We start from the raw sequence: 24,302 nt of genomic DNA, 5'->3' as shown, positions 1-24,302 counted from the left end.
CTTATGGCGCCTCCGGGCAGGATTACAGATGTACCCGGCCCACCCTGCGGCGGGGCGCGTCACTGCGATATTTCCTACTCGTGACATCCGGTTGCGCCAGGAAATCAATCGTCGCATCGTGGCCGCGACCGAACCATCTTTCCCGGGCGGCCTTCTTATGCACTTTGCCTCAGGGCGGGCCGACCGGCTCCAGCGTCACCGTATGGATGCGCCACTGGTCGACCCCGCGTTGCAGCAGCATGTTCCGCATGACGCCCACGGCGAGGGGGCTGCCGCTGAGGTACACGTCGTGCGACGTCCACTCCCCGAAGTCCACGACCACCTGGGGAAGTGAGCCGCTGGTGTACGGGTGGGCCGGGCCCCGGGCCACCACCGCGTGCACGAACGCGTGCGAGCAGCGGGCCGCGTGCTCGCGCAGCGACTCGAGGTCGTAGAGGTCGTCGCGGGTCGACACGCCCCAGAACAGGTGCACGACCCGCTCGTCGTGGTGCTCGGCCAGCTCGCTCAGCAGCGCCTTGACCGGGGTGACGTGCACGTCCTCGGCGACGATGAGGATCGCCCCGGACGCGCCGGCCTCGATCTCGAAGTCGCCGTCGGCCCGCCGCGGCCGGATCGGGTCGCCGACCCCGCGGTCGCGCACGAGGGCGCCGGTGGCCTGGTCGCCGGGCAGCGCCTGGACGTGGATCTCGATGTGGTGGTCCTCGGCCGGCGGGTCGCCGATCCAGCAGGCCCGCCAGGCGTCGGGCACCGCGTGGCATTCGACGATCGCGCGCTGGCCGGCGCGGAACGGGTACGGCAGATCGGTCTCGACGGTGAGCACGGCCACATCGTCGCGGCGCCGGTCGTGGCCGATGATCGTGCCGGTCCAGAACGGGGTCTCGCCCTGGTGCAGCTGGGCGCCCTGGCGCAGCCAGTCGACCGCGAACCGCCACGCGTCGCGCCAGGCGGTCGCGTCCTCGTCGGTCCAGTTCGCCTCGCCGCGGGTGTCGCGCGCGGCCGCCACCAGCGCGTCGCCGAACAGGTCGAGCTGGCGCGCCCGGGGCCCGATCAGCGCCTCGAGCGCCGGCGCGAGCCGCCCGAGGGCGGCCACCACGGCACTGGGCTGGTCGAAGTGCTCCAGCAGCCAGGCCAGGCCCCGCTCGGCCGCCGCCGGATCGTCGGCGATGGCTGTGTGAAGAACAGTGCGCTGCTGCGGTGGTACCTCGGACAGGCGCCCGACGATCCCGCTGACGTCCCCGAGCGCGGCCCGCAGGCGGCCCTGCAGCTGCGGCAGATAACCCTGTTCGCCGGCTTCCGGCCCGTCTTGTGGGAGACTTTGCTTTGGCTCCCGGGATCGGCGCCCTTGTGGTGGTTCAGGGTCTTTCGGCTTTTCGTCCCCCTGTTCGAGCCGTTGCCGCCACGACCACAGCACCGTGAGCGGCTCACCGCCGCCACCCACGGGTCCCACCTGCGTCATAGTCCGATTTTATCCGTATAAATCCGCTTTACTGCCGATACCAAAAATGTCGCACCCTATCCGTAGAGTGCCGTGCATGTCGTTGGATCTGCTGGAGCTCCTCCCCGCCGGCTGGCGGGACGTGATGAAGCCGCACCTCGACCTCGAGGTTGTGCAGCGCTTGCAGGCTTTCGTGGAGGCCGAGTATGCGGCCGGGCCCGTGTACCCGCCGCTGGAAGACCTCTTCACCGCGTTCCGGCTGTGCCCGCCCGACCAGGCGCGGGTGCTCATCCTCGGCCAGGACCCGTATTTCAAGCAGGGCCAGGCCCACGGCCTGAGCTTCTCGGTGCGCCCCGGGGTGGCGGTGCCGGCCTCGCTGCGCAACGTGTACAAGGAGATGCGCGAGGACCTCGGCGTGACCCCGCCGGCCAACGGCGACCTCACCCCCTGGGCCGCCGACGGTGTGCTGCTGCTCAACGCGGTGCTGACCGTCCGCGCCGGGAAGGCCGCCACGCACGCCGGGCACGGCTGGGAGCACTTCACCGACGCGGCGATCCAGGCGCTCAACGCGTTCGACCGGCGCGTGGTGTTCGTGCTCTGGGGCGCCTACGCGCGCAAGAAGGCCGTGCTCGTCACCAACCCGCAGCACGTGGTCATCGAGGCCGGGCACCCCTCGCCGATGAACCCCGCCGGGTTCCTCGGGTCGCGGCCGTTCAGCAAGATCGACGCGGCGCTGGCCGAGGCCGGGCTGCCGCCGGTGCACTGGGCCTGACATGACCACCGGCGGGGACGAGCGGCGCCGGCTACCCGGCCTGGAGGGGCCGCTGTGGCGCGCGCTGCTCGTCTTCCGGATCGCCGCGCTCGGCTACGCCGCCGTGCTCATGGTCAACAACTTCCGCCACTACGCCTGGCCGCCCGGCGGCTTCGTGATCATCGTGGTGATGGCCGTCTGGACGGCGGTGAGCAGCCTCGCCTACGCCCGCCCCGAGCGGCGCGGCTGGCCCCTGCTCATCGCCGACCTCGCGGTCGCCGCGGCGTGCCTGCTCGCGTCCCGCTGGATCGTGCACCCGGCCGGCCTCGGCGTCGGCGCCCCGACCCTGCCCATGGCCTGGGTCGCCGGCCCGGTCGTCGCGTGGGCCATCGCCGGCGGCCGCCGCCGCGGCGCGATCGCCGCCATCCTGCTCAGCGTCGCCGACGTGATCGTGCGCAACGGCGTCAGCCAGGCCACCCTCAACGGCCCGGTGCTCATGATCCTCGCCGGCATCGGGGTCGGGCACATCGCGCGGCTGGCCATCGACGCCGAGGCGCGCCTGCAGCGGGCCTCGGAGCTGGAGGCGGCCACCCGGGAGCGCGAGCGCCTGGCCCGCGGCATCCACGACTCCGTCCTGCAGGTGCTCGCCCTCGTCCAGCGCCGGGGGGCCGAGCTCGGCGGGGAGGCGGCCGAGCTCGGGCGCCTCGCCGGGGCGCAGGAGTCGGTGCTGCGCTCGCTGATCGCGGCCGCGTCGCCGGTCCCGCCCGCCGACGCCGCGACCGACCTGCGGCCGCTGCTGAACGCGTACGCCTCAGCCTGCGTGACGATCGCCGCCCCGGCCACGCCCGTCCTCCTGCCGGCCTCGGTGGCCAACGAGGTGGCGGCGGCGGTGGGGGCCGCGCTCGACAACGTCTCCCGGCACGCGGGGCCGCAGGCGCGGGCCTGGATTCTGCTGGAGGAGCTCGCCGAGCGCGTGACGGTGTCGATCCGCGACGACGGGGACGGGATCGCGGAGGGGCGGCTGGTGGAGGCCGAGCGCGACGGGCGGCTGGGGGTGGCCCAGTCGATCCGGGGGCGCATTCGTGATCTGGGCGGGTCGGTCAGCGTTTCTTCGGTGGCGGGGAACGGTACCGAGGTCGAGCTGACCGTGCCGCGCTGACCTCGCCGAGGCGCCGCCCGGCCGGGTTCGTGACCTGGGCGGATCTCGGGCGACGGCGGCTTCGGCCCGACCTCCTCCCCCACGCGGTGCATCTGCGTCGTGTTCTTGCCCATCCCCGGGTTTCACCACGACGGCGGTTCCGAGCACTGCACCTCGGCGGCGCTCGCCCGATCCATCCTCGGTGCGGCTTCTCGGCGTGACGCCGTTCGATCACTCCGGACGCGGCAGTCGTGTCGCGCCTTGTCCATCTCTGGCCTGGCCCTGTCGCGCCGCCGGCTCCGGCCGCGCGATCCGCTCCCGGCGCCGGCTTCTCCGCGCCGATCCTCCCTCCTGGTCCGTCTCTGACCCGGGCGGGCGGATCGGGCGCCGGAAACGGTACCGAGGTGGAACTTTGCCGGCAACGCTCAGCGTTTATGGTGCTTGGGTGGACAGCGGGGCGAATTTGCGGGTGATGGTGGTCGATGACCATCCCATGTGGCGCGAGGGGGTGGCCCGGGATCTCGCCGAGGCCGGGTACGAGGTGGTCGCCGCCGTCGGCGAGGGCGCCCAGGCGGTGCGCATCGCCGGATCGGTACGGCCGGACGTCGTGGTCCTCGACCTGCAGCTGCCCGACCGCTCGGGCGTCGAGGTCATCCAGGGCGTACTGGCGTCCTGCCCCGAGGCGCGCATCCTCATGCTGTCGGCGAGCGGGGAGCAGCAGGACGTGCTCGACGCCGTGAAGGCGGGGGCGACCGGATATCTCGTGAAGTCCGCGGCCCGCGAGGAGTTCCTGGCGGCCGTGCGGCGCACGGCCCTGGGCGACCCGGTGTTCACGCCGGGGCTGGCCGGGCTGGTACTCGGCGAGTTCCGCCGGCTGGCGAGCGTGACCCGGGCCGAGGACCCGGACGCGCCGCGACTGACCGAGCGGGAGACCGAAGTCCTGAGGCTTGTCGCAAAGGGCGTGACGTACAAGGAAATCGCCGAGCGCCTGGTGCTGTCGCACCGCACGGTGCAGAACCACGTGCAGAACACACTGGGCAAACTGCAGCTACACAGCCGGGTAGACCTGGTGCGCTACGCAATCGAACGCGGCCTGGACGCCTGACCACTCACAACGCACACCGAAACGCCGCCGACGCGCACCGCCACCACTCCGGTTCTCGTGAACCGCTCAGTTTTCGTGCACGACTCTGTTCGCTCGCACCGCTTCCGCCGCCGGATCGCCCCGAACGCTGCACCGCCCCGACGCTGCACCGTTCGCTGTGCCGCACCGCTCCCCCACCCTGCACCACTCCCGACGCTGCACCGCACCACTCCCTGCGCCACTCCCGACGCTGCACCGCACCGCTCCCCTGCGCTGCGCCGCCGCTCCGCATGCCGCACTGCACTCGACGCTGCAACTCCGCATGCTGGACCGATCCGTTCGCTGGAGTGATCCGACAGCCCGACGGATCCCTTTGCTCGACGGCTCCGGTTGCCGGCCTGTTCCTTCCCTCCGACCGGTCCCGCTTCTAAACCGCCATGATGTCCAGCAGGTAGTGACCGAGCACCGTGTTGCGGGTCAGATCAAGCACGACCACGAGGAACACGTTGTTGCGCTCACAATTGACCAGAACGTGCTGCAGGTTCCCCTGCGGCATGTGCCAGGCGTAGGTGACCGTGCCCCCGGAGAAGTCATGCCCCTGAAGATCGGCTTCGGGTATGGCGTCAAAATAGGGCCAAAAGTCGAACGGCGGCTCGTCATCCGGCCCGATGGGAACCGGCTCGGGCTCCATCGTGGCCTTGTACTCGGCCTCGGTCAGCAACCGCATCACGACAGCATGCCCCTTAACGCTCGTCCTGTCCCGCGTGCACGATCGCGCACCCTGCGCCACACACCAAGCGCACCACGCGCAGACTCGTCCACGGCCCCAAGCAAACTCGCGCACCGTAGTCCCCGCAGCGCGGTCCGCACAGACTCGCGCATCGTGGTCCGCGCTCACCTGCACGCCTGCCCGCACAACTCTTGCTTGCACCCATGGTTGGCGCACACCTGCACGCCCGCCCCGCGCAAATTCGCGCACCATGCTCCGCGCACACCTGCACGCCTGCCCGCGCAAATTCGCGCACCATGCTCCGCGCACACCTGCACGCCTGCCCGCGCAAATTCGCGCACCATGCTCCGCGCACACCTGCACGCCTGCCCCGCACAACTCCCACCGTGGTCAGCGCAAACTTGCAGGCCCTGCCCCGCGCAGCTTCGCTCACACCTGATTCCCCGCAGACTGCTGCACCCAGCCTCGCGCAGACTCACGCACCGTAGTCCGAGCAGAATCGTGCAACCCAGTGCCACCGTGGTCCGTGCAGACTCGCACCCTGGCCCACACGCGCTCATGCATCCGGACCGTGCAGACTCGTGCACCCAGCTCGCACCATCGTCCGCGCGAACTTGCAAGGCCTGCCCCGCGCAGAATCTCTCACTCCGCGTCGCGCGGATTTGCGCGGCCGGCCTCCGATTGGGTTGCGCGTCTCGCTTTGCGCTGCGCACTCCTGTCTCTCGCTGAGTACTCAGGCGCGGTTGAGTAGGCGAACCGATACACCGGGGGCGGAGTCGGCCGCACCCTGAGGGGCATGGTGAGCTATCCGTGCCCGTTCTGCGGCGCGTCGGCCGGGCTGGAGTCCGGATGCGGCGGCTGCGGGCGGCCGCCCTTCCCCGACGCGGCCGAGGTTGTGCGCCTCAATGCGCAGACGCGCGAGCTGTACGCCGAGGTCGAAGCCGCGCGCGGCCGTCTCGGGTCCGCGGTGCTCGCCTACAACTCGGTGGTGTCGCAACGCAATCTGCTGGCCGCGCGCGTCAAGGGTGCTGTCGCCGGCGCGCGGGCTCTGCGTGGTCCGGCTTCTCCGCCGCATGGTTCGGCCGCTGCCACTTCGGCGCCGGCTCTGAGAGAACCGGCCGCCGCCTCCTCCCCGCAGACTTCAGCGCCGGTTCCCTCGTGGCATGCTCCCGACGGCTCGAACGCCGCCATTCCGTCGGATGCTCCAGGCCGCCCGGATGCCGCCGCTCCGTCGGATGCTCCAGGCCGCCCGGATGCCGCCGCCTCGTCGCACGCTCCGGCTACCCCCGACGCTGTCGCACCGCCGCACACTCCGGCTAACCCCGACGCTGTCGCACCGTCGCACACTCCGGCTAACCCCGATGCTGTCGCACCGTCGCACGCTCCGGACGGCGTGGGTGGCGTCACGCCTCCCTACGTTTCTGGTCCGGGTTTTCCGGCTGGCGCACCGGCTGGGCCGGGGGTCGATTCGCCGGCGGTTGTCTCTGGGGCGGGCTTTGCCGGGCTTGTTTCTCCGCTGTACGTGTCCGGGTCTGGCGTTTCGGGGGCTGGGGCGGTCGGGGGGTTTGAGCGGCGGCCTGAGGCGGCGCCGCGGACTGTGCAGAATCTGCTGTTCGTTCTTGGCGGGTTGTTGCTCGGGGCGGCGGCGATTGTGTTTGCGGCGGTGGCCTGGGCCAGCTTTGGGGTGCTCGGACGAGCGGCCATCCTTGGCGTTGTCACGCTGCTTACGCTTGCCGTGCCGCCGTTGACTTTGCGTCGCGGGCTGCGCGCCACTGCCGAGACGTTCGCTGCGCTCGGGTTGTTGTTGGTTGTGCTCGATGGGTACGCCGCTTGGTACGTCGACCTGGTCGGGCTTGCCACCGGGACGATCCCTACCACGTACGCGGGCATCACGTTTGCGGTCACGGCGGCAGTCGGCGGTGGGTATGCGGTGCTTACCCGGCTGCGGGCTCCTGGACTGGCGGCTGTGCTCGCCTTGCAGCCGGTTCTTCCGTTGCTTGTGCTCCACCGGGGGTTTGGGGCGACCGGTTGGACGTTCGTGTTTGTTGTTGTTGCGGCGCTTGATGTCGCTCTGGCCACTGTCGTATCGCGCAACTGGACTGGACGGGATTCGCTCGGTGGCGTCGCCGCGAACGGTCAGAGCGTGCAGGACTCGCTCACCGACGGCGTTGCGAACGGGCCGAACGAACACGACTCGCTCGGTGGTGCCGTTGCGAACAGGCCGAATGAACATGGCGTGCGCAGAGGTGACGTTGCCAACGGGCCGAATGAACACGGCGTGCGCAGAGGTGACGTTGCCAACGGGCCGAATGAACACGGCGTGCGCAGAGGTGACGTTGCCAACGGGCCGAATGAACACGGCGTGCGCAGAGGTGACGTTGCCAACGGGCCGAATGAACACGGCGTGCGCAGAGGTGACGTTGCCAACGGGCCGAATGAACATGGCGTGCGCAGTGGGGGCGTTGCGGGTGGGGGCTTTGGACACGGCTCGCTCAGTGGCGGTGGTTCTGGGGGCTGGGGCGGGGAGCGTGCGCCGGGTCGGGCTGGGTTTGGGCCGGTTGCCTGGGTTGCCGCCGTTGCTGCCGGGGTTGCCGTCCTGTCTGCACTGCCGCCTGCGTTGCATGCGCTCGCCACTGTTGACGGGGTTCCGGCTGCGCTGCGGATTGCTGGGGTCATGGCGTTGTTGGCGGCGCTGGTGGTTGTCACTGGGGGTATGCATCCGGCTACCACCCAGGCCGGGGCTGGGGTTGCTGTCGTCATCGTTGGTGTTGCCGGCGCACGGCTGGTGGCTGAGGTGGTTCCGGATCAGCGGTACGTTGCGTTCGGGGGGCTGGCGCTGCTCATTGCTGCAGTTGCGCTCGTTGTGCCCGAACGGCTGCGGGATGGTGCTCGTTTCGGGGCGGTTGTTGTCGTCTCCGGGTTCGCTTTGCCGTACGTGTTGTTTGCTGTCTACGCCGCGTTGCGTACTGCTGCGCTCGCTCTGCCTGTCTGGCATCTGAGCGGTGGTGCGAATGGACTGTCCGTTTGGGATGAGCCTGGTGCGTCCATCTTTGACTGGCAGGAGCCGGCGGCGTTGGGGTTGCTCGCGGGGGCGGGTTGGCTGCTCGTGCGGCATCGGGCGGTACCGTGGGCGGCTCTTCTGCTCTTGACCTTTGCTTTGCCGGCTGCGTTCACGGCGCCCGAGCCGGTGCTCGCGGCGCTCGTCGATGGGGTTGTGCTCGTCGGGATTGTCGCGGTCGTGGTGCTGCGGGTCCGGGAGTGGGTTGCGTTTGTCGTTTTGCCGTTCGTTGCTGCGCATTTGGGCGTCGTCGCGCTCGTTACGCCGGGCGTCACCGTGGCGGGGTACTTGGCGATCGGGGTGCTGGCCGCGGTGGTGGCGGCGCGGGTCGGCGGGCGCGGGATCGGGCTTCCGGCGGCCGTCGTGGGCCTGTTGACGCTGCCCATTGTGGGGGCTGCTGGGTTCTGGCTGCTTGATGTTGGTACCGCTGGATCGGGGGTTGTTCCACCTGCCCTTGCCGGCGCTACGTTCGGTTATTTGCTGGTCACTGGTGCTGCTCTGGTGCTGCGCAATCGGGCTTGGAATGCGGGCACGGTCGCTACCGCGGTGGCCGGCGCCGCTGTGACCGTCGGGGCTGCCTTCGTCGCTGGGGGTAATCAGGGGGCTACCTGGTTCGGAACGTACGCCGCGGCCGTGCTTGTTTGTATTTGGCTCGCGGCTCGTGGGTTCCGCTCGCCGGGGGCTGGGGCTGACATGGCTGGGCCGGGAGGGGTGCGCGCTGGCTCGGTCGCGCTAGGAGGAGTGAGCGCAGACGCTGCCCGGCTGGGAGGGATAAGCGCTGACGCCGCCGGGCTGGGAGGGGTGCGCGCTGACGCGGCCGGGGGCAGTGTGGTGCGCGCTGGCACTTCCGGGCCGGATGCCGCCGTACGCGCTGACGCTACCGGGCCGGGAGGGGCGCGCGCTGACACTCCCGGGCCGGATGCCGTATACGCCGACGCGGCCGGAGGGGGTGTGGTGCGCGCTGACGTTGCCCGGTCCGGCTTGGTTCGCGCTGATCTGGATCCCTTGAGCGCCGGGTGGCGAGAGCAGGACGGTGGAGCCGGTGGGGCGCATGCCTCGGCCGGGGTTGTTCCGGTGTCGTTCGTGATGGTCTCGTTGCTGCCCGCTGTCGTTGAGGTGCTGCTCCGGCCGCTCGGGTGGCTCGGGGCTGTCTGGCGTGGGGCGCCGGTGGGGGTGGGGCTCGGGCCCGACGGTACCGACTGGTGGGCCGGGCGGCCGCCCGCGTTCGGGGCCGGGGCGTCTGCGGTCACGCTCGTTGTGCTCGCCCTGCTTGCGGTGCTCGTGGCTGGGCGGTTCTCGTTGGCGCGCTGGAGTTTTGCGGCGCCGCCGGTGTTGCTCGCGGCGGTGCTCGGGTGCGTCGCGGTCGGGGCGCCGTGGCCTGCTGTGCCGGCGGTGACGCTCGCTGCCGGGATCGTCGCCGCGCTCGGAGCCGCGCTGCGCCGGCCCTCACCCGGGGCCGTTGTCGCCGGGATGACCTGCTGGTTCGGGATCGTGCCGGGGTTGTCGGGGCTGTTGGCCGCATCGTGGTCGACGATCCTCGGGCTCGGGATCGTCGTCGGCGCTGGGATCGTGGTGGGGGTTGCCGGGCGTACGGTGTCGGCGCGCGTGCTGGCCTGGCCGATTGCCGGGATTGCGGGCGCTTGGATGGCGTTCGCCTCCGGGCGGGCGGCGGAGCTGCCGTTGGCGACTGTTGCGTACCTGGTGCTGGGCGCGGCCGTGCTCTCGTTGGCCGGTGGGTTCCTGCTTCGGGGGCGCGACGGCGGCGGGCCGGCGATCGATGCCGCCGGGGTCGCGGGCGGCGCGGTTGACGCGACGGTGGTCGGCGGTGGAAAGCGGGCGCTCGGGGTTGAGGGGCGGGTGCTCGATGTCGTTGCGCATGCGGTGGGCGTTGTGGCGTTCCTGCTTGCGATCGGGGACCTCGCCGCGGCGGCCGGAGTTGCTGGGCTTTGGGGGGTTGCGCTGGGATTGCGGGCGCTCCCCGCTTCGGCCCGGGGTGTGCACGCCTCGGGGGCCGTGCCGGGGCGGGTCGCCGGGGGCGGGTGGGGGCGCGTCGCGTACGTCGCTGGGGCCGTGTTTGCTGAGCTTGTCGCCTATGAGCTGGTGCTCGTGGCGCGGGAGGTGGGGGTCGCCGAGGCGTACACGGGGCCGGTTGCGTTTGCGGCGCTCGTTGCCGGGTGGTTTGCGGCTCGGCATAATGCCGCGCTCACCAGCTGGACGGCGTTCGGCCCGGGGCTGCTCGCCGGGCTGCTGCCCAGCCTTGCGCTCGTTGCGGTGACGCCGGGGGATCCGGGGCGGCGGCTGGTGCTCGGGGCGGTGGCGCTCGCGGTGGTACTGGCAGGGGCTCGGCTGCGGCTCAAGGCGCCGATCGCGGCCGGTGGAGTGGTCCTTGCCGTGCTCGCGTGGCATGAGGTGCTGTTGTTCTGGGACTATCTGCCGCGGTGGGCGCCGCTGGCGATGGCGGGGGCGGTGCTGGTGGGGCTGGCCGTGACGTACGAGCGGCGGATTCGGGACCTTACCCGTCTCCGGGATGCGATGGGGCGGATGCGCTGACGCCCGGCACCACGACCGCGTGACCGGGCCGGCGGCGTGAGACGGGGAAAGGCCGACGTGCCCGCAACAAAGGCCGGCCGTGAGAGTCAGACGGTGACGATCGTCGACGTGCTCCGCGCGCGCTCGGCGGCCGACAAGATGTGCGTCACCTGGGCGCCGAAGGCGGCGTCGCACGCGTGGGGGCGTCCCGCGGCCGCGTCCAGGAGGGCGTTCACGGCGTTGCCGAAGGCCTCGACCTGGGTCGCGTCCCACTCGGGGAGGGTCGTGGCGCCGTGCTCGCCGAAGTACGCGAAGCCGAAGCTCTTCGCCTCGGGCGCCGCGTCCAGCGTCAGCGAGAGCGTGCTCGCCGCGCCGCCCTCGTGGCGCAGGAGCAGGTGGGCGGTGTCGCGCGGGCCCTCGGCGGCGGAGAGGTCGACGACCGGGCCGAGCAGTGGGAGTACCACCGAAAGACCGTGCGGACCGAGGTCCCACAGGCCGCCCTTCTCCTTGCGCCACACCGAGGCGCTGTAGGGGTTCCCGGGCTGGAAGATCGAGGTGTACATGGTGCCGTGGGCCGCGTACCAGCCGCCGAGCTCCGCGTTGGTGCGCAGGAAGGCGTCGACCGCCGGGATGAAACGGTTGGTGAAGAAGACGACCGTGGCCACGCCGGCGGCGTCCGCGGCCGCTACTACCTCGTCGGCCGCGGCCGGGTCCAGGGCCAGGGGCTTGTCGAGCAGGAGGTGCTTGCCGGCCTGGGCCGCCTTGACGGCCAGCGGGGCCTGCACGGCCGGCGGGAGGGCGATCGCCACCGCGTCGACCTCCTTGAGGAGGGCGTCGACGTCGGTGTACGCGGGCACGCCGTAGCGCGAGCCCATCTCCGCCACCTTCTCGGGGCTGCGGCCCCAGACGCCCACCAGGGTCGCCGAGGGGTGCGTCGCCAGCGCGGCCGCCTGCGTGACCGTCGCCCAGTGCCCCGTGCCCAACACACCGAATCGCATCAGAACATTGTCCCCTACGTGCCGCTCAGGGATTGTGCTGGCCTATCCAATCGTCGATCCTGGCCCACCACTCGTACAACCACTCGACGCGCTCATCCCGCCCGGCGGGAATCTCCGACGGCTCGACCGACCACCACCGCATGGTGATGGTCAGGTCCAGGGGCAGGTGGCGCCAGACGTCCGCGGCCGTGAGCAGCTTGTCCACGCCCGTGTGGGCGACCCAGATCACCCCGGCCTCCGGCGCCGCGTCCAGCGCCGCCAGCGTCCCGCCCGGCTTCGGCGCGAGCACGTGGCGCATGCGTGACGCGCGTTCGGCCATCGTCGTCAGGCCCAGGTCGCGCAGGCGCCGGATGGCGCGCTCCCGCCGTCCGGGGGTGAAGTTGCCGCCCTCCGGGAAGAGCACGAGCACGTCGTTCTCGTCGAGGCCGGTGGCCAGCTCGCCGATGCGCTCCTCGCTGTCCGCGGCGACGGTGACGAAGTGGTTCGGCAGGCGGTTGAGCATGACGTCGATGACCGGGTCCCACTGCAGGCCCTGCTTGAGCACGATGCGCGGCTCGCGGTCGAACCAGTTGATCAGGGAGTGCACGAGCAGGAACGAGTCGCCGGGGCCGGCGTGGCGGGAGAAGACGAGCTCGGGCTGGCCCGGCGCGGCCACGTCGGGGTCGGTGCCGACGACGGAGACCTTGACGCCGAGGGCGAAGCGGGCCTGGTGGTACAGGATCTTCAGGAACCGGCCGGTGAGCACGTAGTGGGCGCGCTGGAAGCGGGGGCCGCGCAGCCGCCAGCCGAAGCCGCTGCCCACCCAGAGGGCGAAGAGCACGACCAGGGCGACGGCCTCCAGGAACAGGTACACCGCGATCATCCAGCCGACCCGCAGCGCGCGGAGGCGGCCGGAGCCGAGCGGGCCGAGCGCGCCGGCGAGCAGCAGCCACAGCGGCATGGTGGCCAGCAGGGCGACGATGAGCACGAGGGCGAGCGGGGTCAGCACGAGCCGGCGGATCCAGCGGGGCGGCATCTAGCCCAGCGCCTTGAGGTAGGCGCAGGTCGCCTCGTACGCGCGCTGGATGCGGCCGCGGGCGAGCTCGACCTTGCGGTACGACAGCGGCGAGTCGTCCTTCGGGGAACCGCCGCCGGTGGGCAGGACGTGCACCGTCACGTCCTCGGGCGTCTCCTGCAGCTCGCGCGCGAAGCGGTGGCGGCGGGCGACCTCGAAGGCGACCTGGGCGACGTCCCACGGGCGGCGCGGCGGGCGCAGGGGCCGTTCGACCCGGCCCACCTGCATCACGAAGACGGTCCGGGCGCCGAGGGCGACCGCGCGCCCGACGGGCACGGAGTTGACGATGCCTCCGTCGATGAAATGCTCATTTCCCAGGTGTACCGGGGGCAGCAGCCCCGGCACCGCCGACGACGCGAGCACCGCGTCGACGAGCCGGCCCGACGAGAACCAGTGCTCCGCGGCCCGCTCGATGCTGGCCGCGCAGCACTGGAACGGCACCTTGAGGTCGGCGAACGTGGTGTCCTCGCCGAGCTCGCGCTCCAGCATCCGGCGCAGCGGGGCCGGGGAGTGCAGGTGGGTACGGCGGGCGAAGCGGCTCAGCTGCCGGGGCAGCGAGTCGCCGTAGACGGTGCGCGCCTGCGGCGAGGCCCACAGCTCGGTGAGCCGCTCGGCGACGTGCTCGTCCGGAGCCGCGGCGACGGCGGCGCCGTTGAACGCGCCGATCGAGCTGCCGACGATCAGGTCGGGGCGGATGCCGTGGTGCAGGACCGCGCGGGCCATCCCGACCTCGTAGGCGCCGAGCACCCCGCCGCCGCCGAACACGAACCCGACGGGGCCGACCGGCTCAGGCATGCCGCTTGCGGCGGGCGCGCTGGGCGGCCGGGGTCGACGGCAGGTAGGCCGGCGGGCCGGACTGGCCCTGCGGCTGCCCGGGGCCCCGGCTCGGGTCCTGGCCGGGGTTGTTCGGGTCGCGGCCGGGCGGCCGGTCCGGGTTGTTCGGGTCGCCACCACCACCGCCGCCGCCGGGCGGGGGGCCCTGCGGCTGCCCCGTCGGCGGGCGGGACGCGTCGGGCGGCGCGTCCTGGTTGCCGTTGATCGCCGGCAGCTGCTGCTCGGGGCCGCGCTGCTCGACGCGCAGGTCGCAGGCGGTGTCGTTGAGCACGAAGTCGCTCGGCGGGGAGGGCTTGCCGCCGTGGCCCCAGACCCCGAAGGTGACGGCCTTGCCGGGCAGCAGCGGGGACTGGCCGGTGACCTTCTGCCCGCCGATGCCGGGCTCGTAGGCGCCGGCGCCCTCGACGCGGTCGACCTGCTGGCCGCCCCGGAAGAGGAAGACCAGCTGCCACGGGTCGAGCGTGCGGTTGCCGATGTTGGCAACGGTAACGCGGCCCTCGAAGCCCTTGTCGACCCCGGCCGTGTACAGCGGGTGGATGTAGAAGTCGATGTTGCAGCCGGGCTTGGCGGCCCACGGCTTCCAGATGATCATCCCGGTGGTGGCGCCGGCCGCGACCATCGTCGCCACGACGGCGACCCAGGTGCGCCGGGCGGTGCGGCTCGTCGTGGCCCGGTGGTGGCTGCCGCCGACGGCGCGCCGGACCGGTAACTCCGCGCGCCGGGGCGGCGGGGTGTCCTCGCTCGGCGGCGGCGCGTGCACCTCCTGGGTGGAGGAGCCGTCCTCGCCGGGCAGCACGACGTGGATGCCGGTGGCGGCGGCGAGCACGCGGGCGACCTCGGCCGCGGACGGGCGGGCGTCGGGGTCCTTGGCCAGGCACCGGGTGATGAGCCGGGCCACCTCGCCCGGCATGCCGGGAATCTCCGGCAGCGGGTGCGGCGGCTCGTACACGTGGTTGGCGATCATCTGCGTCGGCGTGTCCGCGTGCCAGGGCAGCCGGTCGGTGAGGCAGCGGTAGGCGAGCAGCCCGACGGTGTACACGTCGGTGGCGGCGACGACCCCGCCGCCGAGCAGCCGCTCCGGGGCCAGGTACGCGGGGGTGCCGAACACGGTGCCGTCGCGCTCGTCGTCCGGGTCGTAGGAGCCGGCCAGGCCCGCGACGCCGAAGTCGAGGATCTTCGCGCCGGCCGCGGTGAGCATGACGTTGCTGGGCTTGATGTCGCGGTGCACGACGCCGCTCTCGTGCGCGGCGGCCAGCCCGGCCGCGACCTGGGCGCACACCTGGGTGGCCCGGCGCCAGGACATCGCCCCGGAGCGCAGCCGCTCGGAGAGCAGCTCGCCCTCGAGCAGCTCCATCACCACGTACGGGCGGCGGCCGTTGCGCCCGGCGCTGAGGTCGCCGGCCTCGCCGTAGTCGTGCACGGCGGTGATGTTGGGGTGCTGCAGGCGGGCCACGACCTGGGCCTCGGAGCGGATCCGCTCACGGTTGCCGGGCTTGCTCGCCAGGGCCCCGGCCAGGAGCTTCACGGCGACGTCGCGGTCGAGCACGAGGTCCCGGGCCCGCCACACGACCGCCATGCCCCCGGTGCCGACGGGTGCGATCAGCCGGTACCTGTTGCCGAGGACTTCATCGGCGCTGCCGCTCACCCAGTTGCCGTCCTGATCGATTCCGGTCGCTGTACCTGGCAAACCGTACCGGGGATGGAACGCCCTGGCGAGACCCAAAATATGACCGACCCCGGCAAATCCCTAGGCCGGGGTCGGTCATATTTCCGATGTATCCAGAAGGCCTCTCAGAGCGTCAGGAGGTTACCGTCCGGTACGACGATCTGCGGCCGCCCGTGCTCGAGGATCGCGGCCGCCTGCTTCGCGGCGAACCCGGGGGCCTCGCTGATGGCGGTGCCGTACACGTCGGCGGTGTTCGCCGCGATCGTCGGCCAGCCGTAGCGCTCGCCGACCATGGAGCGGGCCTGCTTGGCGACCCGGCGGGCGAACGGCTCGTCCTCCAGCAGGGTGCCGACCGAGGCGGCCAGCCCGTCGGGGTTCTTGGCCGGGAAGTGCACGCCGGTGACGCCGGGCTCGACGATCTCGGCGAGGCCGCCGGTCGCGGCCACGGCCAGCGGCGCGCCGGCGGAGGCGCCCTCCAGCGCGACCATGCCGAACGGCTCGTAGATGCTGGGCACGACGAGCGCGTCGGTGGCGGCCATGAGCGCGGGCAGCTCGCCCTCGCCCATGAACCCGGCGAAGCTGACGGCCCGCTGCAGCCGCAGCCGGCGGACCTCCTCCTGCAGCTCGCCGCGGTGCGGGCCGTCGCCGGCGATGACCACGCGCAGCCCGTTGTGCCGGGCCCGCAGCTCGGGCAGGGCCGCGATGAGGTCCTGGACGCCCTTCTCGTAGACCAGGCGGCCGGCGTACCCCAGCAGGGGCCCGTCGGCGGCGAACCGCGCACGGGCCGCGTTGACCGCGCGGGACGGCGCCCGCCAGACGCTGGCGTCGACCCCGTTGGCGACCACCGACACCCGCGCGGGCGCGAGGTCCAGCAGGCGCGTGACCTCCCAGCGCATGTACTCGGAGCAGACGATGACCCGGCAGGCCTCGTGCCCGAGCCACCACTCGACCGAGTGAATGCACTTGTTCATCTCGTCGGGCAGCCAGCCCTGGTGCCGCCCGGCCTCGGTGGCGTGGATGGTGGCCACCAGCGGCAGGTCCAGGGTCTCCTTGAGGGTGACCGCGGTGTGCGTGACGAGCCAGTCGTGGGCGTGGATGACGTCGTACTCGCCCGTGGCCGCGGCCCGCAGAGCGGCCCGGGTCAGCGTGTGGTTGAACGCCATCGTCCAGGCCAGCAGGTTCGACGTGTTCAGCGGAAACAGGGGCGGGTCCTCGGCCGCCCGCACGATGCGCACGCCTTCCGAGTACTCCTCCAGCGGCGCGCCGGGCGCGTGCCGCGTCACGACCGTAACCTCGTCGCCCGCCGTCACCAGCGAGGTGGCCAGCGCGTGGACGTGCCGCCCGAGGCCGCCGACGACCACCGGCGGGTACTCCCACGACAACATCAGAATGCGCAACGGTCGACGTTTACCGGTCCCGATGGTCTCGCTCACGTGGCCGCCCCCACAGATCGTTGATCAAAACGCTCGCCCAAGTACCCACGCGCAGCACCGACACACACGCGTTCTAGCCCCAGCGTGTGACCGGTTGGGTGGGTTTGAGTCTCATCCTGCCCGGCCAGGGTTACCGGGGCGGCAAATCTCATTTCTGGGGTGTAACGGTCAGCCGACATTCCTACGAACGCGCAGCACCTCTGCCACCGACCAGGCCTGGAACGGACATCCGGTGGCCCGGTGCGGGGCGTCCCCGTCAGCGGTCTCGCTGACCGAACCTACACCCCACTCCCACAGATGCGCCTCGATACCTTGCAGTAGCCCACCGTGATTTTTTACAGATCGAGCCAGGTGGGCATCGGCGTATGGGCCGATCATCCAGGGCCACACCGTGCCCTGGTGATAGGCGGCGTCGCGCCGCGCGGGATCCCCCGCGTGCACCCCGACGTAGGCCGGTTCGCCCACCGCCAAGCTGCGCGGCCCGAGCGGCGTGAGCAGGGCGGACACCGCCTCGGGGACGGGCCGGCCGCGCATCGGGCCGCGGGGCAGGCTCCACGCCAGCAGCTGGTTCGGGCGCAGCGCGGGGTCGTCCCCGCCGGGCCCGTCGACGACGTCGAACATGGGTCTTGCATCCGGCAGCGCCGTTGCGGACTGCAACGGTGCCGGGATCGGGAAGCGGCGCTCGAAGCTCGCCCGGGCCGCGGCGAGCAGGGCCGGCACCGCACCCGTCGGGCCGCCGACGCGCTCGGCGAGGGCGGCGATCGCGGCGAGCCCGTTGATCCACAGCGCGTTCACCTCGACGGGCTTGCCGGCCCGGGGTGTGATCGGGATCTCCCCGACCCGGGCGTCCATCCAGGTGAGCGCGACGCCGGGGGCGCCCTGGGTGATGAGGCCGTCGGCGTCGGCCCGGATGCCGTAGCGGGTGCCGCGCACGTGGGCCGCGACGATCTCCTGCAGGGCGGGCAGCAGCTCGGCCGCGAGGTCGTCGTCGCCGGTACCGCTGACGTGCCGTTCAACCGCGTGCAGGAACCACAGCGTGGCGTCGACGGTGTTGTGCTCGGTCTGCCCGGTGTCCGCGGTGTTGGCGAGCATCCCGTCGTCGAGGGTGGCCGCGTAGGCGCGCAGCAGCTCCCGGCCCTCGTCGTACCAGCCGGTGCTGAGGAACAGCCCCTCGTAGGCGGTCATGGTGTCGCGCGACCAGGTGCCGAACCACGGGTACCCGGCCACGACGTCGGGCGCGCCCGCGACCCCGGCCACCACGAAGGCGTCGGCGGCGAGCACGAGCGCGGCGTCGGTGGGGTCGGCGGCGTCGTGGGTCAGGGCGCGGTTGCGGATGCGGGCCCGCTCGACGATGCGCCGGGCGCCGCGGTGCGCCTCCCCGGTGCCGGCCCAGGCCTCGACCTCGATCGTGTCGCCGGGCTCCAGGCGGGCGGTGAAGCGGCCGGCGCACCACAGGTCCTCGTGCGCCGTCAGGCCCCGGTCGGCCTCGAGACGGGCGTAGGCGCCGCGGTACCACTGCCCGATCTTCTGGAAGCCCGGCCCGCTGATGCGGAACGCGTCCTCGACCACGGCCCCGGTCCCGTGCGCCTCGACGTGCGGCGCCGGCCCCGCGGCGGACCGCTCGCCGTGCGCGTCGCGCCACGTGACAAGCGCCTTCAGGCTCAGGGTGACCGGGCCGGGCGCGCTGACCAGCCGGTGCACGATGCCGAGGTGGGCCTGGCCGTGCACCATCGCCAGCTCGCGCTCGATCACGACCGGGCCGACCCGCCAGCGCCAGCGGGGCAGGCCGTCGACGAGCTCGAAGCGCTCCAGCAGGGTGTGGCCCCCCGGGCTGACCGCGCCGCCGGCCCACTCGTGCACGGCGAGCTCGACCTCGGCGCCCGAGGGCAGGGTGAGCACCGGGTCCAGGGCGGCCAGCGCCAGGTGGCGCCGCGCCGGTCGGCCGGGTTCGGCGATGACGAGCAGCCCGTGGTACCGCCGCGTCCGTAGGCCCGAAACCGTTCCCATCGCGTAGCCGCCGGTCCCGTCGGGGACGAGCCACTCCCGCGCCGCCCCGGCCGACAAATCCCCGCATACCTGCGCGCCGAACATGACCATGCGCACAATCTTGGTGGCTGCGGGTGGCGGGGAACGAACCGCCCCCCGCAAAATTATTGATCAATGGAGCCAGAGGACCTGCGGCTCGTCGGCCCGAGGTCCATCGGAGGTGCGGTTGTAAGGCATCGTGGTGTAGGAACGAATGCCACGTATGGGGCCGAACGGTCGGGTCTCAACTTGACCGAAACATGAACAACGGAGAATAGCCGCGTGATCGAGGACGATGGGAACGCCGAACGCCGGAGGCTGGCCGAAGCCGACAGCGGTGAGCGCCCATGGCGGGGCTGGGGGCCCTACCTGTCCGAGCGAGCCTGGGGCACGGTCCGGGAGGACTACAGCCCCTACGGCAACGCCTGGGACTACTTCCCCCATGACCAGGCCCGTTCCCGCACGTACCGGTGGAACGAGGACGGGATGGCGGGCATCTGCGACGACCGCCAGACGTTCTGCTTCGCCCTGTCGCTGTGGAACGGCGAGGACGCCATCCTCAAGGAGCGGATGTTCGGCCTCGGCGGCGACACGGGCAACCACGGCGAGGACGTCAAGGAGTACTGGTGGTACACCGACTCCACGCCGACGCACTCGTGGATGCAGTGGCGCTACCACTACCCGCAGAAGGCGTTCCCGTACGACGACCTCGTCGCCGAGAACTGCCGGCGCGGGCGCAACGAGCCGGAGTACGAGCTCGTCGACACCGGCATCTTCGACGAGGACCGCTACTGGGCGGTCGAGGTCGACTACGCCAAGGCCGGCCCCACGGACATGTGCATCAAGATCCGGGTCCGCAACATGGGGCCCGACGATGCGACCCTGCACGTGCTGCCGACCCTGTGGTTCCGCAACACCTGGGCCTGGGGCCTGCCCGGCCGCGACTACCGCCCGGAGATCCGGGCCAAGGACAACGGCCTGCTCGCCGAGCACCGCCTGCTCGGCCGCCTGGCGCTGACCGGCGACGGGGCGCCCGTCTCGCTGTTCTGCAACAACGAGACCAATGGGCCGCGGATCTGGGGCAAAGCCGGCGAGGAGTACCCGAAGGACGGCATCGGCGACCACATCATCCACGGCACCGACAGCGTGAACCCGGCGGGCACCGGCACCAAGGGCGCCCTGCACTACGTCCTCTCGGTGCCGGCCGGCGGCACCCGGGAGATCCGCCTGCGGCTCAACCTCAACGCGCCCGGCGCCAAGGACCTCGCCCCGGCCGACCTCAAGGCCGACTTCGAGTCCACGATGGCCCGGCGGCGCGGCGAGGCCGACGAGTACTTCGACGCGCTGGTCCCCCCGGCCGCCACCGCCGAGGAGAAGATGATCGTCCGGCAGGCCGTCGCCGGGCTCATGTGGGGCAAGCAGTTCTTCCACTTCGACGTGGCCCGCTGGCTGCAGGGCGATCCGGTGTCGGAGCCGCCACCGGACAGCCGGCGGTACGGGCGCAACTCGCACTGGTGGCACATGAACAGCTGCGACGTGCTGTCCATGCCCGACCCGTGGGAGTACCCGTGGTACGCCGCCTGGGATCTGGCCTTCCACTGTGTGGCCATCGCCCGCGTCGACCCCGGCTTCGCCAAGGAGCAGCTGCTGCTCCTGCTGCGCGAGTGGTACATGCACCCGAACGGGCAGATCCCGGCGTACGAGTGGGCGTTCGGCGACGTGAACCCGCCGGTGCACGCCTGGGCCGCGCTGCGCGTGTTCATGCTCGACGGCTCCCGCGACTTCGACTTCCTCGCCCGGACGCTGCACAAGCTGCTGCTGAACTTCACCTGGTGGGTCAACCGCAAGGACGCCGAGGGCAACAACGTCTTCGAGGGCGGCTTCCTCGGGCTGGACAACGTCGGCCCGTTCGACCGGTCCGCGGCGCTGCCCGTGGGCGGCCGGCTGGAGCAGAGCGACGGCACCGCCTGGATGGCGATGTACGCGCTCAACCTGCTCGACATGTCGCTCACCCTCGCCGTGCACGACCGCGTGTACGAGGACATCGCCGCGAAGTTCCTCGAGCACTTCGCGTACATCGCCGACGCCGCCTACGAGTTCGGCCTGTGGGACGAGGAGGAGGCGTTCTTCTACGACGTCCTGCGCACCGCCGACGGGCACCAGATCCCGCTGAAGGTCCGCTCGGTCGTCGGCCTCCTCCCGCTCACCGCGACCACGATCATCAGCTCCTCGACCCTGCGCCGGCTGCCCGACGTGGCCGCCCGCCTGCGCTGGTTCCTGACCAACAAGCCCGAGTACGGCGACGTCGTCGGCGCGAAGAAGAGCCGCGGCGGCCAGCAGCTGCGCCTGCTGTCGATGGTCGGCCCCGACCAGCTCATCCGCATCCTGCAGCGCATGCTCGACGAGGACGAGTTCCTCTCCCCCTACGGCCTGCGCACTCTTTCCAGGGCCCACAAGGACGAGCCCTTCACGGTGCAGCTGGGCGAGCACGCCTACACCGTGGGCTACGAGCCGGGCGAGTCCACGAGCGGCCTCTTCGGCGGCAACTCGAACTGGCGGGGCCCGATCTGGCTGCCGGTCAACTACATCCTGATCGAGGCGGTCCGCCGTTTCGCCGAGTTCTTCGGCGACGACCTGCAGGTGGAGTACCCCGCGAAGAGCGGCCACATGGCCACCCTGGCAACGGTCGCCGACGACCTGTCGCACCGCCTCGTGAAGCTCTTCCTCAACGACGAACAGGGCCGCCGCCCCTTCTTCGGCGACGTGAACCTGTTCCAGTCCCCCGGCGACTGGCACGACCTGCTGCTGTTCTACGAGTACTTCCACGGCGACACGGGCGCCGGGCTGGGCGCGGCGCACCAGACGGGGTGGACGGCCCTGGTCCTCGACCTGATCCTGACCCTGCGCACTCCCCCGCCCGACGCCCGCCCGTAACCGGCTCAGCGGGCCGGAACCTCGGCGGCGTTGCGCAGCGCCGCCTCGACCCGGCGGTTGCTGGTCATGGTGGCGGTGACGGCGGTCATGGCCAGGAGGAGGCCGGCGGCGGTGTAGAGCGGGGTGCGGATGTTGTAGGTGGTGGCCAGCCAGCCGCCGAGGAAGGCGCCGGTGGGGGCCGCGCCCATGGCGAGCATGCGGGAAGTCGCGGCGACCCGGCCGATGAGGTGGGCGGGGACGATGGCCTGCCGGAGGGAGGGTGCGAGGACCATGGTGGCGCCCATGGCGGCTCCGCAGACCGCGAGGGCGAGGCCGGCCACGTACGGGTTGGGGGCGGTGGCCAGGCCCAGGATGGCGAGGCCTTCGATCGTGGCGGTGGCGGTGAGTGCGGTGCCGGTGCCGAGTTGCCGGCCGAGGATGGAGGCGGTGGCTGCGCCGAGGAGGCCGCCGGTGGCTTCGGCGGTGAGGAGCAGGCCGAAGCCGAAGGGGCCGGTGCCGAGGCGGTCGTGGGCGAAGAGGGCGAGGACGGTCTCCACGGCGAGGAAGGCGATGTTCCCGACCGCTGGGCGTAGTGCGAGGCCGAGCAGGAGCCGGTCCTGGAAGACGTAGGCGGCGCCGGCCCGTGCTTGGCGCAGGAGTGATTCGCGGGCTTGCGGTAGCGGGTGGGGTGTGGCGGGCAGTGTCCGTACGAGGAGTGCGGAGACCGCGAATGACACCGCGTCGGTGAGGAGCGGGAGGGTCCGGCCGAGGGTGAGCAGGACGCTGCCTGCGGGTGGGCCGGCGAAGCCGGAGGCGGCGGTCTGGGTGCCGCGGAGGCGGGTGTTGGCGCGTTGCAGGTGTGTGGGGTCGCGGCCGAGCAGGTCGGGCAGGTAGGCGGTGGCGGCGGTGTCGAAGAAGAGCCCGCCGAGGGCGAGGAGGAACGCGAGGGCCGCGAGCAGTGGGATGTTCAGCACGTCGAGTGCGGCCGCGGCGGCCGGTATCGCGAGCAGTACCGCCCGGGCTGTGTCGGCGACCCACATCGTGCGGCGGCGGTCCCAGCGGTCGACCAGCGCGCCGCCGAGGACCCCGAACAGCAGCCAGGGCAGCGTCCCGGCGGCCGTGACGACGGCCAGCGCCATCGGGTCCCGGGTCAACGTCAACGCCAGCAGCGGCAGCGCGGCATGCGTCACCCCGTCGCCGAGCGAGGACACCGTCTGCGCGGTCCACAGCCGCCCGAACCCGGCCGGCAGCTTCCGCGGTGATGTCCTGGTACCGATGTCGATCAGGGTTTCGCTCATGGAGGCACGATCGCCCCCGTCACCCGGCCGGAACAACGCGAAAGATCGAACCGCCGCTTAAGCCACCGGTTATCGTTCGGCGTGACCGGAGGGGAGGCGGCCTGGTGGAGCTGCGCGACATCGAGATCTTCCTGGCACTGGCCGAAGAGCTCCACTTCGGGCGTACGGCCGAACGCCTCCACGTGTCCCAGGCGCGGGTCAGCCAGTCGATCAAACAGCAGGAGCGCCGGATCGGCGGTGCCCTGTTCGAGCGGACCAGCCGCAGCGTGCGGCTCACCCCGCTCGGCGAGCGGCTGCGCGACCGGCTCGACGCGGGCTACCGCGAGATCATGGCCGGCATCGACGAGGCCGCCGCCACCGCTCGCGGACAGGTCGGCACCCTGACCATCGGCACCTTCGACACCCACCACCGGGAGATCGCGGCCGTCCTCGACCTGTTCCGGCAGCGGCATCCGAAATGCGAGCTGCGCATGCGCGAGATCCTCCCCTCCGACCCGTTCGGCGGGCTGCGCGCGGGGCGGGTCGACATCGGCCTGCTCTGGCTGCCCGTCCGCGAGCCCGACCTCACCGTCGGGCCGGAGCTGTACACCGAGCGGCTGGTGCTGGCCGTCTCCTCCGCGCATCCGCTGGCCGGCCGGGACCAGGTCGAGATGGAGGACCTCGGCGACCACCCGGTGGTGGACCTGGAGGGGCCCGTTCCGGACTACGTGTGGCAGGCGCACACCCCGGCCGTGACACCGTCCGGGCGGCCCATCCGGCGCGGCACCACCGCGGCCACCCTCGAGGAGGCCCTCACGGCGATCGGCGCCGGCGGCGTCGTGTCCCCCGTCGGGTCGTACGCGGCCGCCTCCCGGCAGCGTCGTGACCTCGCATTCGTGCCCATCGCCGACGGCCCGGTCCTGCGGTACGCCCCGGTGTGGCGCAGCGCCGCGGAGACCGCGCCGGTCCGCGCCTTCGTCCACGCCGCCGGGGGCGGCTGAGCTGCGTCGTACGGCGGGACCGGCCCGGTCGCGTGGTGCCTGCGACCGGGCCGGGGGTTGCCGGGGTCAGCTGCCCGACGCGCTCGGCGTGGGGGCGGTGTTGGTGCCGGAGTACGTGCCCTGGAAGCCGAAGCTCGTCGACCCGCCGGGCGGGATCGTGCCGTTGTAGTTCATGTTCACGGCCGTGACCGTGCGGCCCGACGAGGTGACGCCGGCGTTCCAGCTGCTGCCGATCTGCTGGTTGCCGGCCCAGGTCCAGGTCACCCGCCAGGAGCTGATCGGCGTGGTCCCGTTGTTCTTCACCGTGATCGATGCGACGAAACCGGCGCCCCAGTCGCTCTCGACCTTGTAGGTGGCCGTCACCGACGCGGTGCCG

Annotated in this window: 16 protein-coding genes; 6 read left to right on the top strand and 10 right to left on the bottom strand. The window is 72.0% G+C overall.

Features of this window, described 5'->3' with window-relative positions; translation table 11 throughout:
• Positions 1-169 precede the first annotated feature (169 nt).
• Positions 170-1,456: a hypothetical protein gene (locus tag ACPPVO_RS11725; protein WP_426511227.1), complete on the bottom strand. Its 1,287-nt coding sequence runs from the start codon at positions 1,454-1,456 to the stop codon at positions 170-172.
• Between the two features lie 76 nt (positions 1,457-1,532).
• Between ACPPVO_RS11725 and ACPPVO_RS11720 the strand changes: the two genes are divergently transcribed.
• The 3 genes from ACPPVO_RS11720 (at position 1,533) to ACPPVO_RS11710 (ending at position 4,429) form a co-directional block, all read left to right on the top strand.
• Complete coding sequence (locus ACPPVO_RS11720) at positions 1,533-2,207, top strand: uracil-DNA glycosylase (protein WP_360384316.1); 675 nt, start codon at positions 1,533-1,535, stop codon at positions 2,205-2,207.
• Position 2,208: 1 nt separating this feature from the next.
• Positions 2,209-3,345, top strand: a complete 1,137-nt coding sequence (gene macS / locus ACPPVO_RS11715; RefSeq protein ID WP_426511226.1) for a MacS family sensor histidine kinase — start codon at positions 2,209-2,211, stop codon at positions 3,343-3,345.
• 451 nt (positions 3,346-3,796) lie between these two features.
• Positions 3,797-4,429: a response regulator gene (locus ACPPVO_RS11710; protein WP_426514610.1), complete on the top strand. Its 633-nt coding sequence runs from the start codon at positions 3,797-3,799 to the stop codon at positions 4,427-4,429.
• 406 nt (positions 4,430-4,835) lie between these two features.
• Here the strand turns inward: ACPPVO_RS11710 and ACPPVO_RS11705 are convergent, their stop codons facing one another.
• Entirely contained in the window at positions 4,836-5,135 is a 300-nt protein-coding gene (locus tag ACPPVO_RS11705) for a hypothetical protein (RefSeq protein WP_426511225.1), read from the bottom strand.
• Positions 5,136-6,735: 1,600 nt separating this feature from the next.
• On the opposite strand from ACPPVO_RS11705, the gene ACPPVO_RS11700 reads away from it, so the two are divergent.
• The gene (locus tag ACPPVO_RS11700; RefSeq protein WP_426511224.1) at positions 6,736-10,746 is read left to right on the top strand and encodes an SCO7613 C-terminal domain-containing membrane protein; all 4,011 of its coding nucleotides are present in this window, start codon (positions 6,736-6,738) and stop codon (positions 10,744-10,746) included.
• An 86-nt stretch (positions 10,747-10,832) separates the two neighbouring features.
• Here ACPPVO_RS11700 and ACPPVO_RS11695 read toward each other — a convergent pair whose 3' ends face one another.
• The 6 genes from ACPPVO_RS11695 to ACPPVO_RS11670 form a co-directional block, all read right to left on the bottom strand.
• On the bottom strand, positions 10,833-11,726 hold the full coding sequence (locus ACPPVO_RS11695) for a Gfo/Idh/MocA family protein (protein WP_426514609.1): 894 nt from the start codon (positions 11,724-11,726) through the stop codon (positions 10,833-10,835).
• A gap of 22 nt (positions 11,727-11,748) precedes the next feature.
• Positions 11,749-12,738, bottom strand: coding sequence for a 1-acyl-sn-glycerol-3-phosphate acyltransferase (locus ACPPVO_RS11690; protein ID WP_426511223.1), 990 nt, complete (start codon positions 12,736-12,738; stop codon positions 11,749-11,751).
• Entirely contained in the window at positions 12,739-13,572 is an 834-nt protein-coding gene (locus ACPPVO_RS11685) for a patatin-like phospholipase family protein (RefSeq protein ID WP_426511222.1), read from the bottom strand.
• Positions 13,565-15,256, bottom strand: a complete 1,692-nt coding sequence (locus tag ACPPVO_RS11680) for a protein kinase domain-containing protein (RefSeq protein ID WP_426511221.1) — start codon at positions 15,254-15,256, stop codon at positions 13,565-13,567. The genes ACPPVO_RS11685 and ACPPVO_RS11680 overlap by 8 nt, the downstream gene beginning before the upstream one ends.
• Before the next feature lie 146 nt (positions 15,257-15,402).
• Positions 15,403-16,662, bottom strand: coding sequence for a glycosyltransferase family 4 protein (locus tag ACPPVO_RS11675; RefSeq protein ID WP_426514608.1), 1,260 nt, complete (start codon positions 16,660-16,662; stop codon positions 15,403-15,405).
• Positions 16,663-16,878: 216 nt separating this feature from the next.
• Positions 16,879-18,807: an amylo-alpha-1,6-glucosidase gene (locus ACPPVO_RS11670; RefSeq protein WP_426511220.1), complete on the bottom strand. Its 1,929-nt coding sequence runs from the start codon at positions 18,805-18,807 to the stop codon at positions 16,879-16,881.
• A 210-nt stretch (positions 18,808-19,017) separates the two neighbouring features.
• On the opposite strand from ACPPVO_RS11670, the gene ACPPVO_RS11665 reads away from it, so the two are divergent.
• Complete coding sequence (locus ACPPVO_RS11665; RefSeq protein WP_426511219.1) at positions 19,018-21,669, top strand: MGH1-like glycoside hydrolase domain-containing protein; 2,652 nt, start codon at positions 19,018-19,020, stop codon at positions 21,667-21,669.
• 5 nt (positions 21,670-21,674) lie between these two features.
• Here the strand turns inward: ACPPVO_RS11665 and ACPPVO_RS11660 are convergent, their stop codons facing one another.
• A complete protein-coding gene (locus ACPPVO_RS11660) occupies positions 21,675-22,946 on the bottom strand; it encodes an MFS transporter (RefSeq protein WP_426511218.1) in 1,272 nt (423 codons plus the stop codon).
• Positions 22,947-23,050: 104 nt separating this feature from the next.
• Here ACPPVO_RS11660 and ACPPVO_RS11655 point away from each other — a divergent pair, with 104 nt between their 5' ends.
• Positions 23,051-23,926 carry a LysR substrate-binding domain-containing protein gene (locus ACPPVO_RS11655; RefSeq protein WP_426511217.1) on the top strand — a complete coding sequence of 292 codons (876 nt, stop codon included), beginning with the start codon at positions 23,051-23,053 and terminating at the stop codon, positions 23,924-23,926.
• 66 nt (positions 23,927-23,992) lie between these two features.
• On the opposite strand, the gene ACPPVO_RS11650 is transcribed toward ACPPVO_RS11655, so the two are convergent.
• A complete protein-coding gene (locus ACPPVO_RS11650) occupies positions 23,993-24,229 on the bottom strand; it encodes a cellulose binding domain-containing protein (protein ID WP_426514607.1) in 237 nt (78 codons plus the stop codon).
• Positions 24,230-24,302 lie beyond the last annotated feature (73 nt).

Origin of the sequence: Dactylosporangium sp. McL0621, from assembly GCF_049995355.1 — a bacterium.
GTDB lineage: Bacteria > Actinomycetota > Actinomycetes > Mycobacteriales > Micromonosporaceae > Dactylosporangium.
Note: the sequence above shows the minus strand (reverse complement) of the source record. Positions and strands in the feature narration are given on the sequence as shown.

Excerpts from the sequence above, each read along its gene's own strand:
- ACPPVO_RS11725 (WP_426511227.1), bottom strand. The coding sequence starts at position 1,456 with ATGACGCAGGTGGGACCCGTGGGTGGCGGCGGTGAGCCGCTCACGGTG.
- ACPPVO_RS11720 (WP_360384316.1), top strand. The coding sequence starts at position 1,533 with ATGTCGTTGGATCTGCTGGAGCTCCTCCCCGCCGGCTGGCGGGACGTG.
- macS (WP_426511226.1), top strand. The coding sequence starts at position 2,209 with ATGACCACCGGCGGGGACGAGCGGCGCCGGCTACCCGGCCTGGAGGGG.
- ACPPVO_RS11710 (WP_426514610.1), top strand. The coding sequence starts at position 3,797 with ATGGTGGTCGATGACCATCCCATGTGGCGCGAGGGGGTGGCCCGGGAT.
- ACPPVO_RS11705 (WP_426511225.1), bottom strand. The coding sequence starts at position 5,135 with ATGCGGTTGCTGACCGAGGCCGAGTACAAGGCCACGATGGAGCCCGAG.
- ACPPVO_RS11690 (WP_426511223.1), bottom strand. The coding sequence starts at position 12,738 with ATGCCGCCCCGCTGGATCCGCCGGCTCGTGCTGACCCCGCTCGCCCTC.
- ACPPVO_RS11685 (WP_426511222.1), bottom strand. The coding sequence starts at position 13,572 with ATGCCTGAGCCGGTCGGCCCCGTCGGGTTCGTGTTCGGCGGCGGCGGG.
- ACPPVO_RS11675 (WP_426514608.1), bottom strand. The coding sequence starts at position 16,662 with ATGTTGTCGTGGGAGTACCCGCCGGTGGTCGTCGGCGGCCTCGGGCGG.
- ACPPVO_RS11670 (WP_426511220.1), bottom strand. The coding sequence starts at position 18,807 with ATGGTCATGTTCGGCGCGCAGGTATGCGGGGATTTGTCGGCCGGGGCG.
- ACPPVO_RS11660 (WP_426511218.1), bottom strand. The coding sequence starts at position 22,946 with ATGAGCGAAACCCTGATCGACATCGGTACCAGGACATCACCGCGGAAG.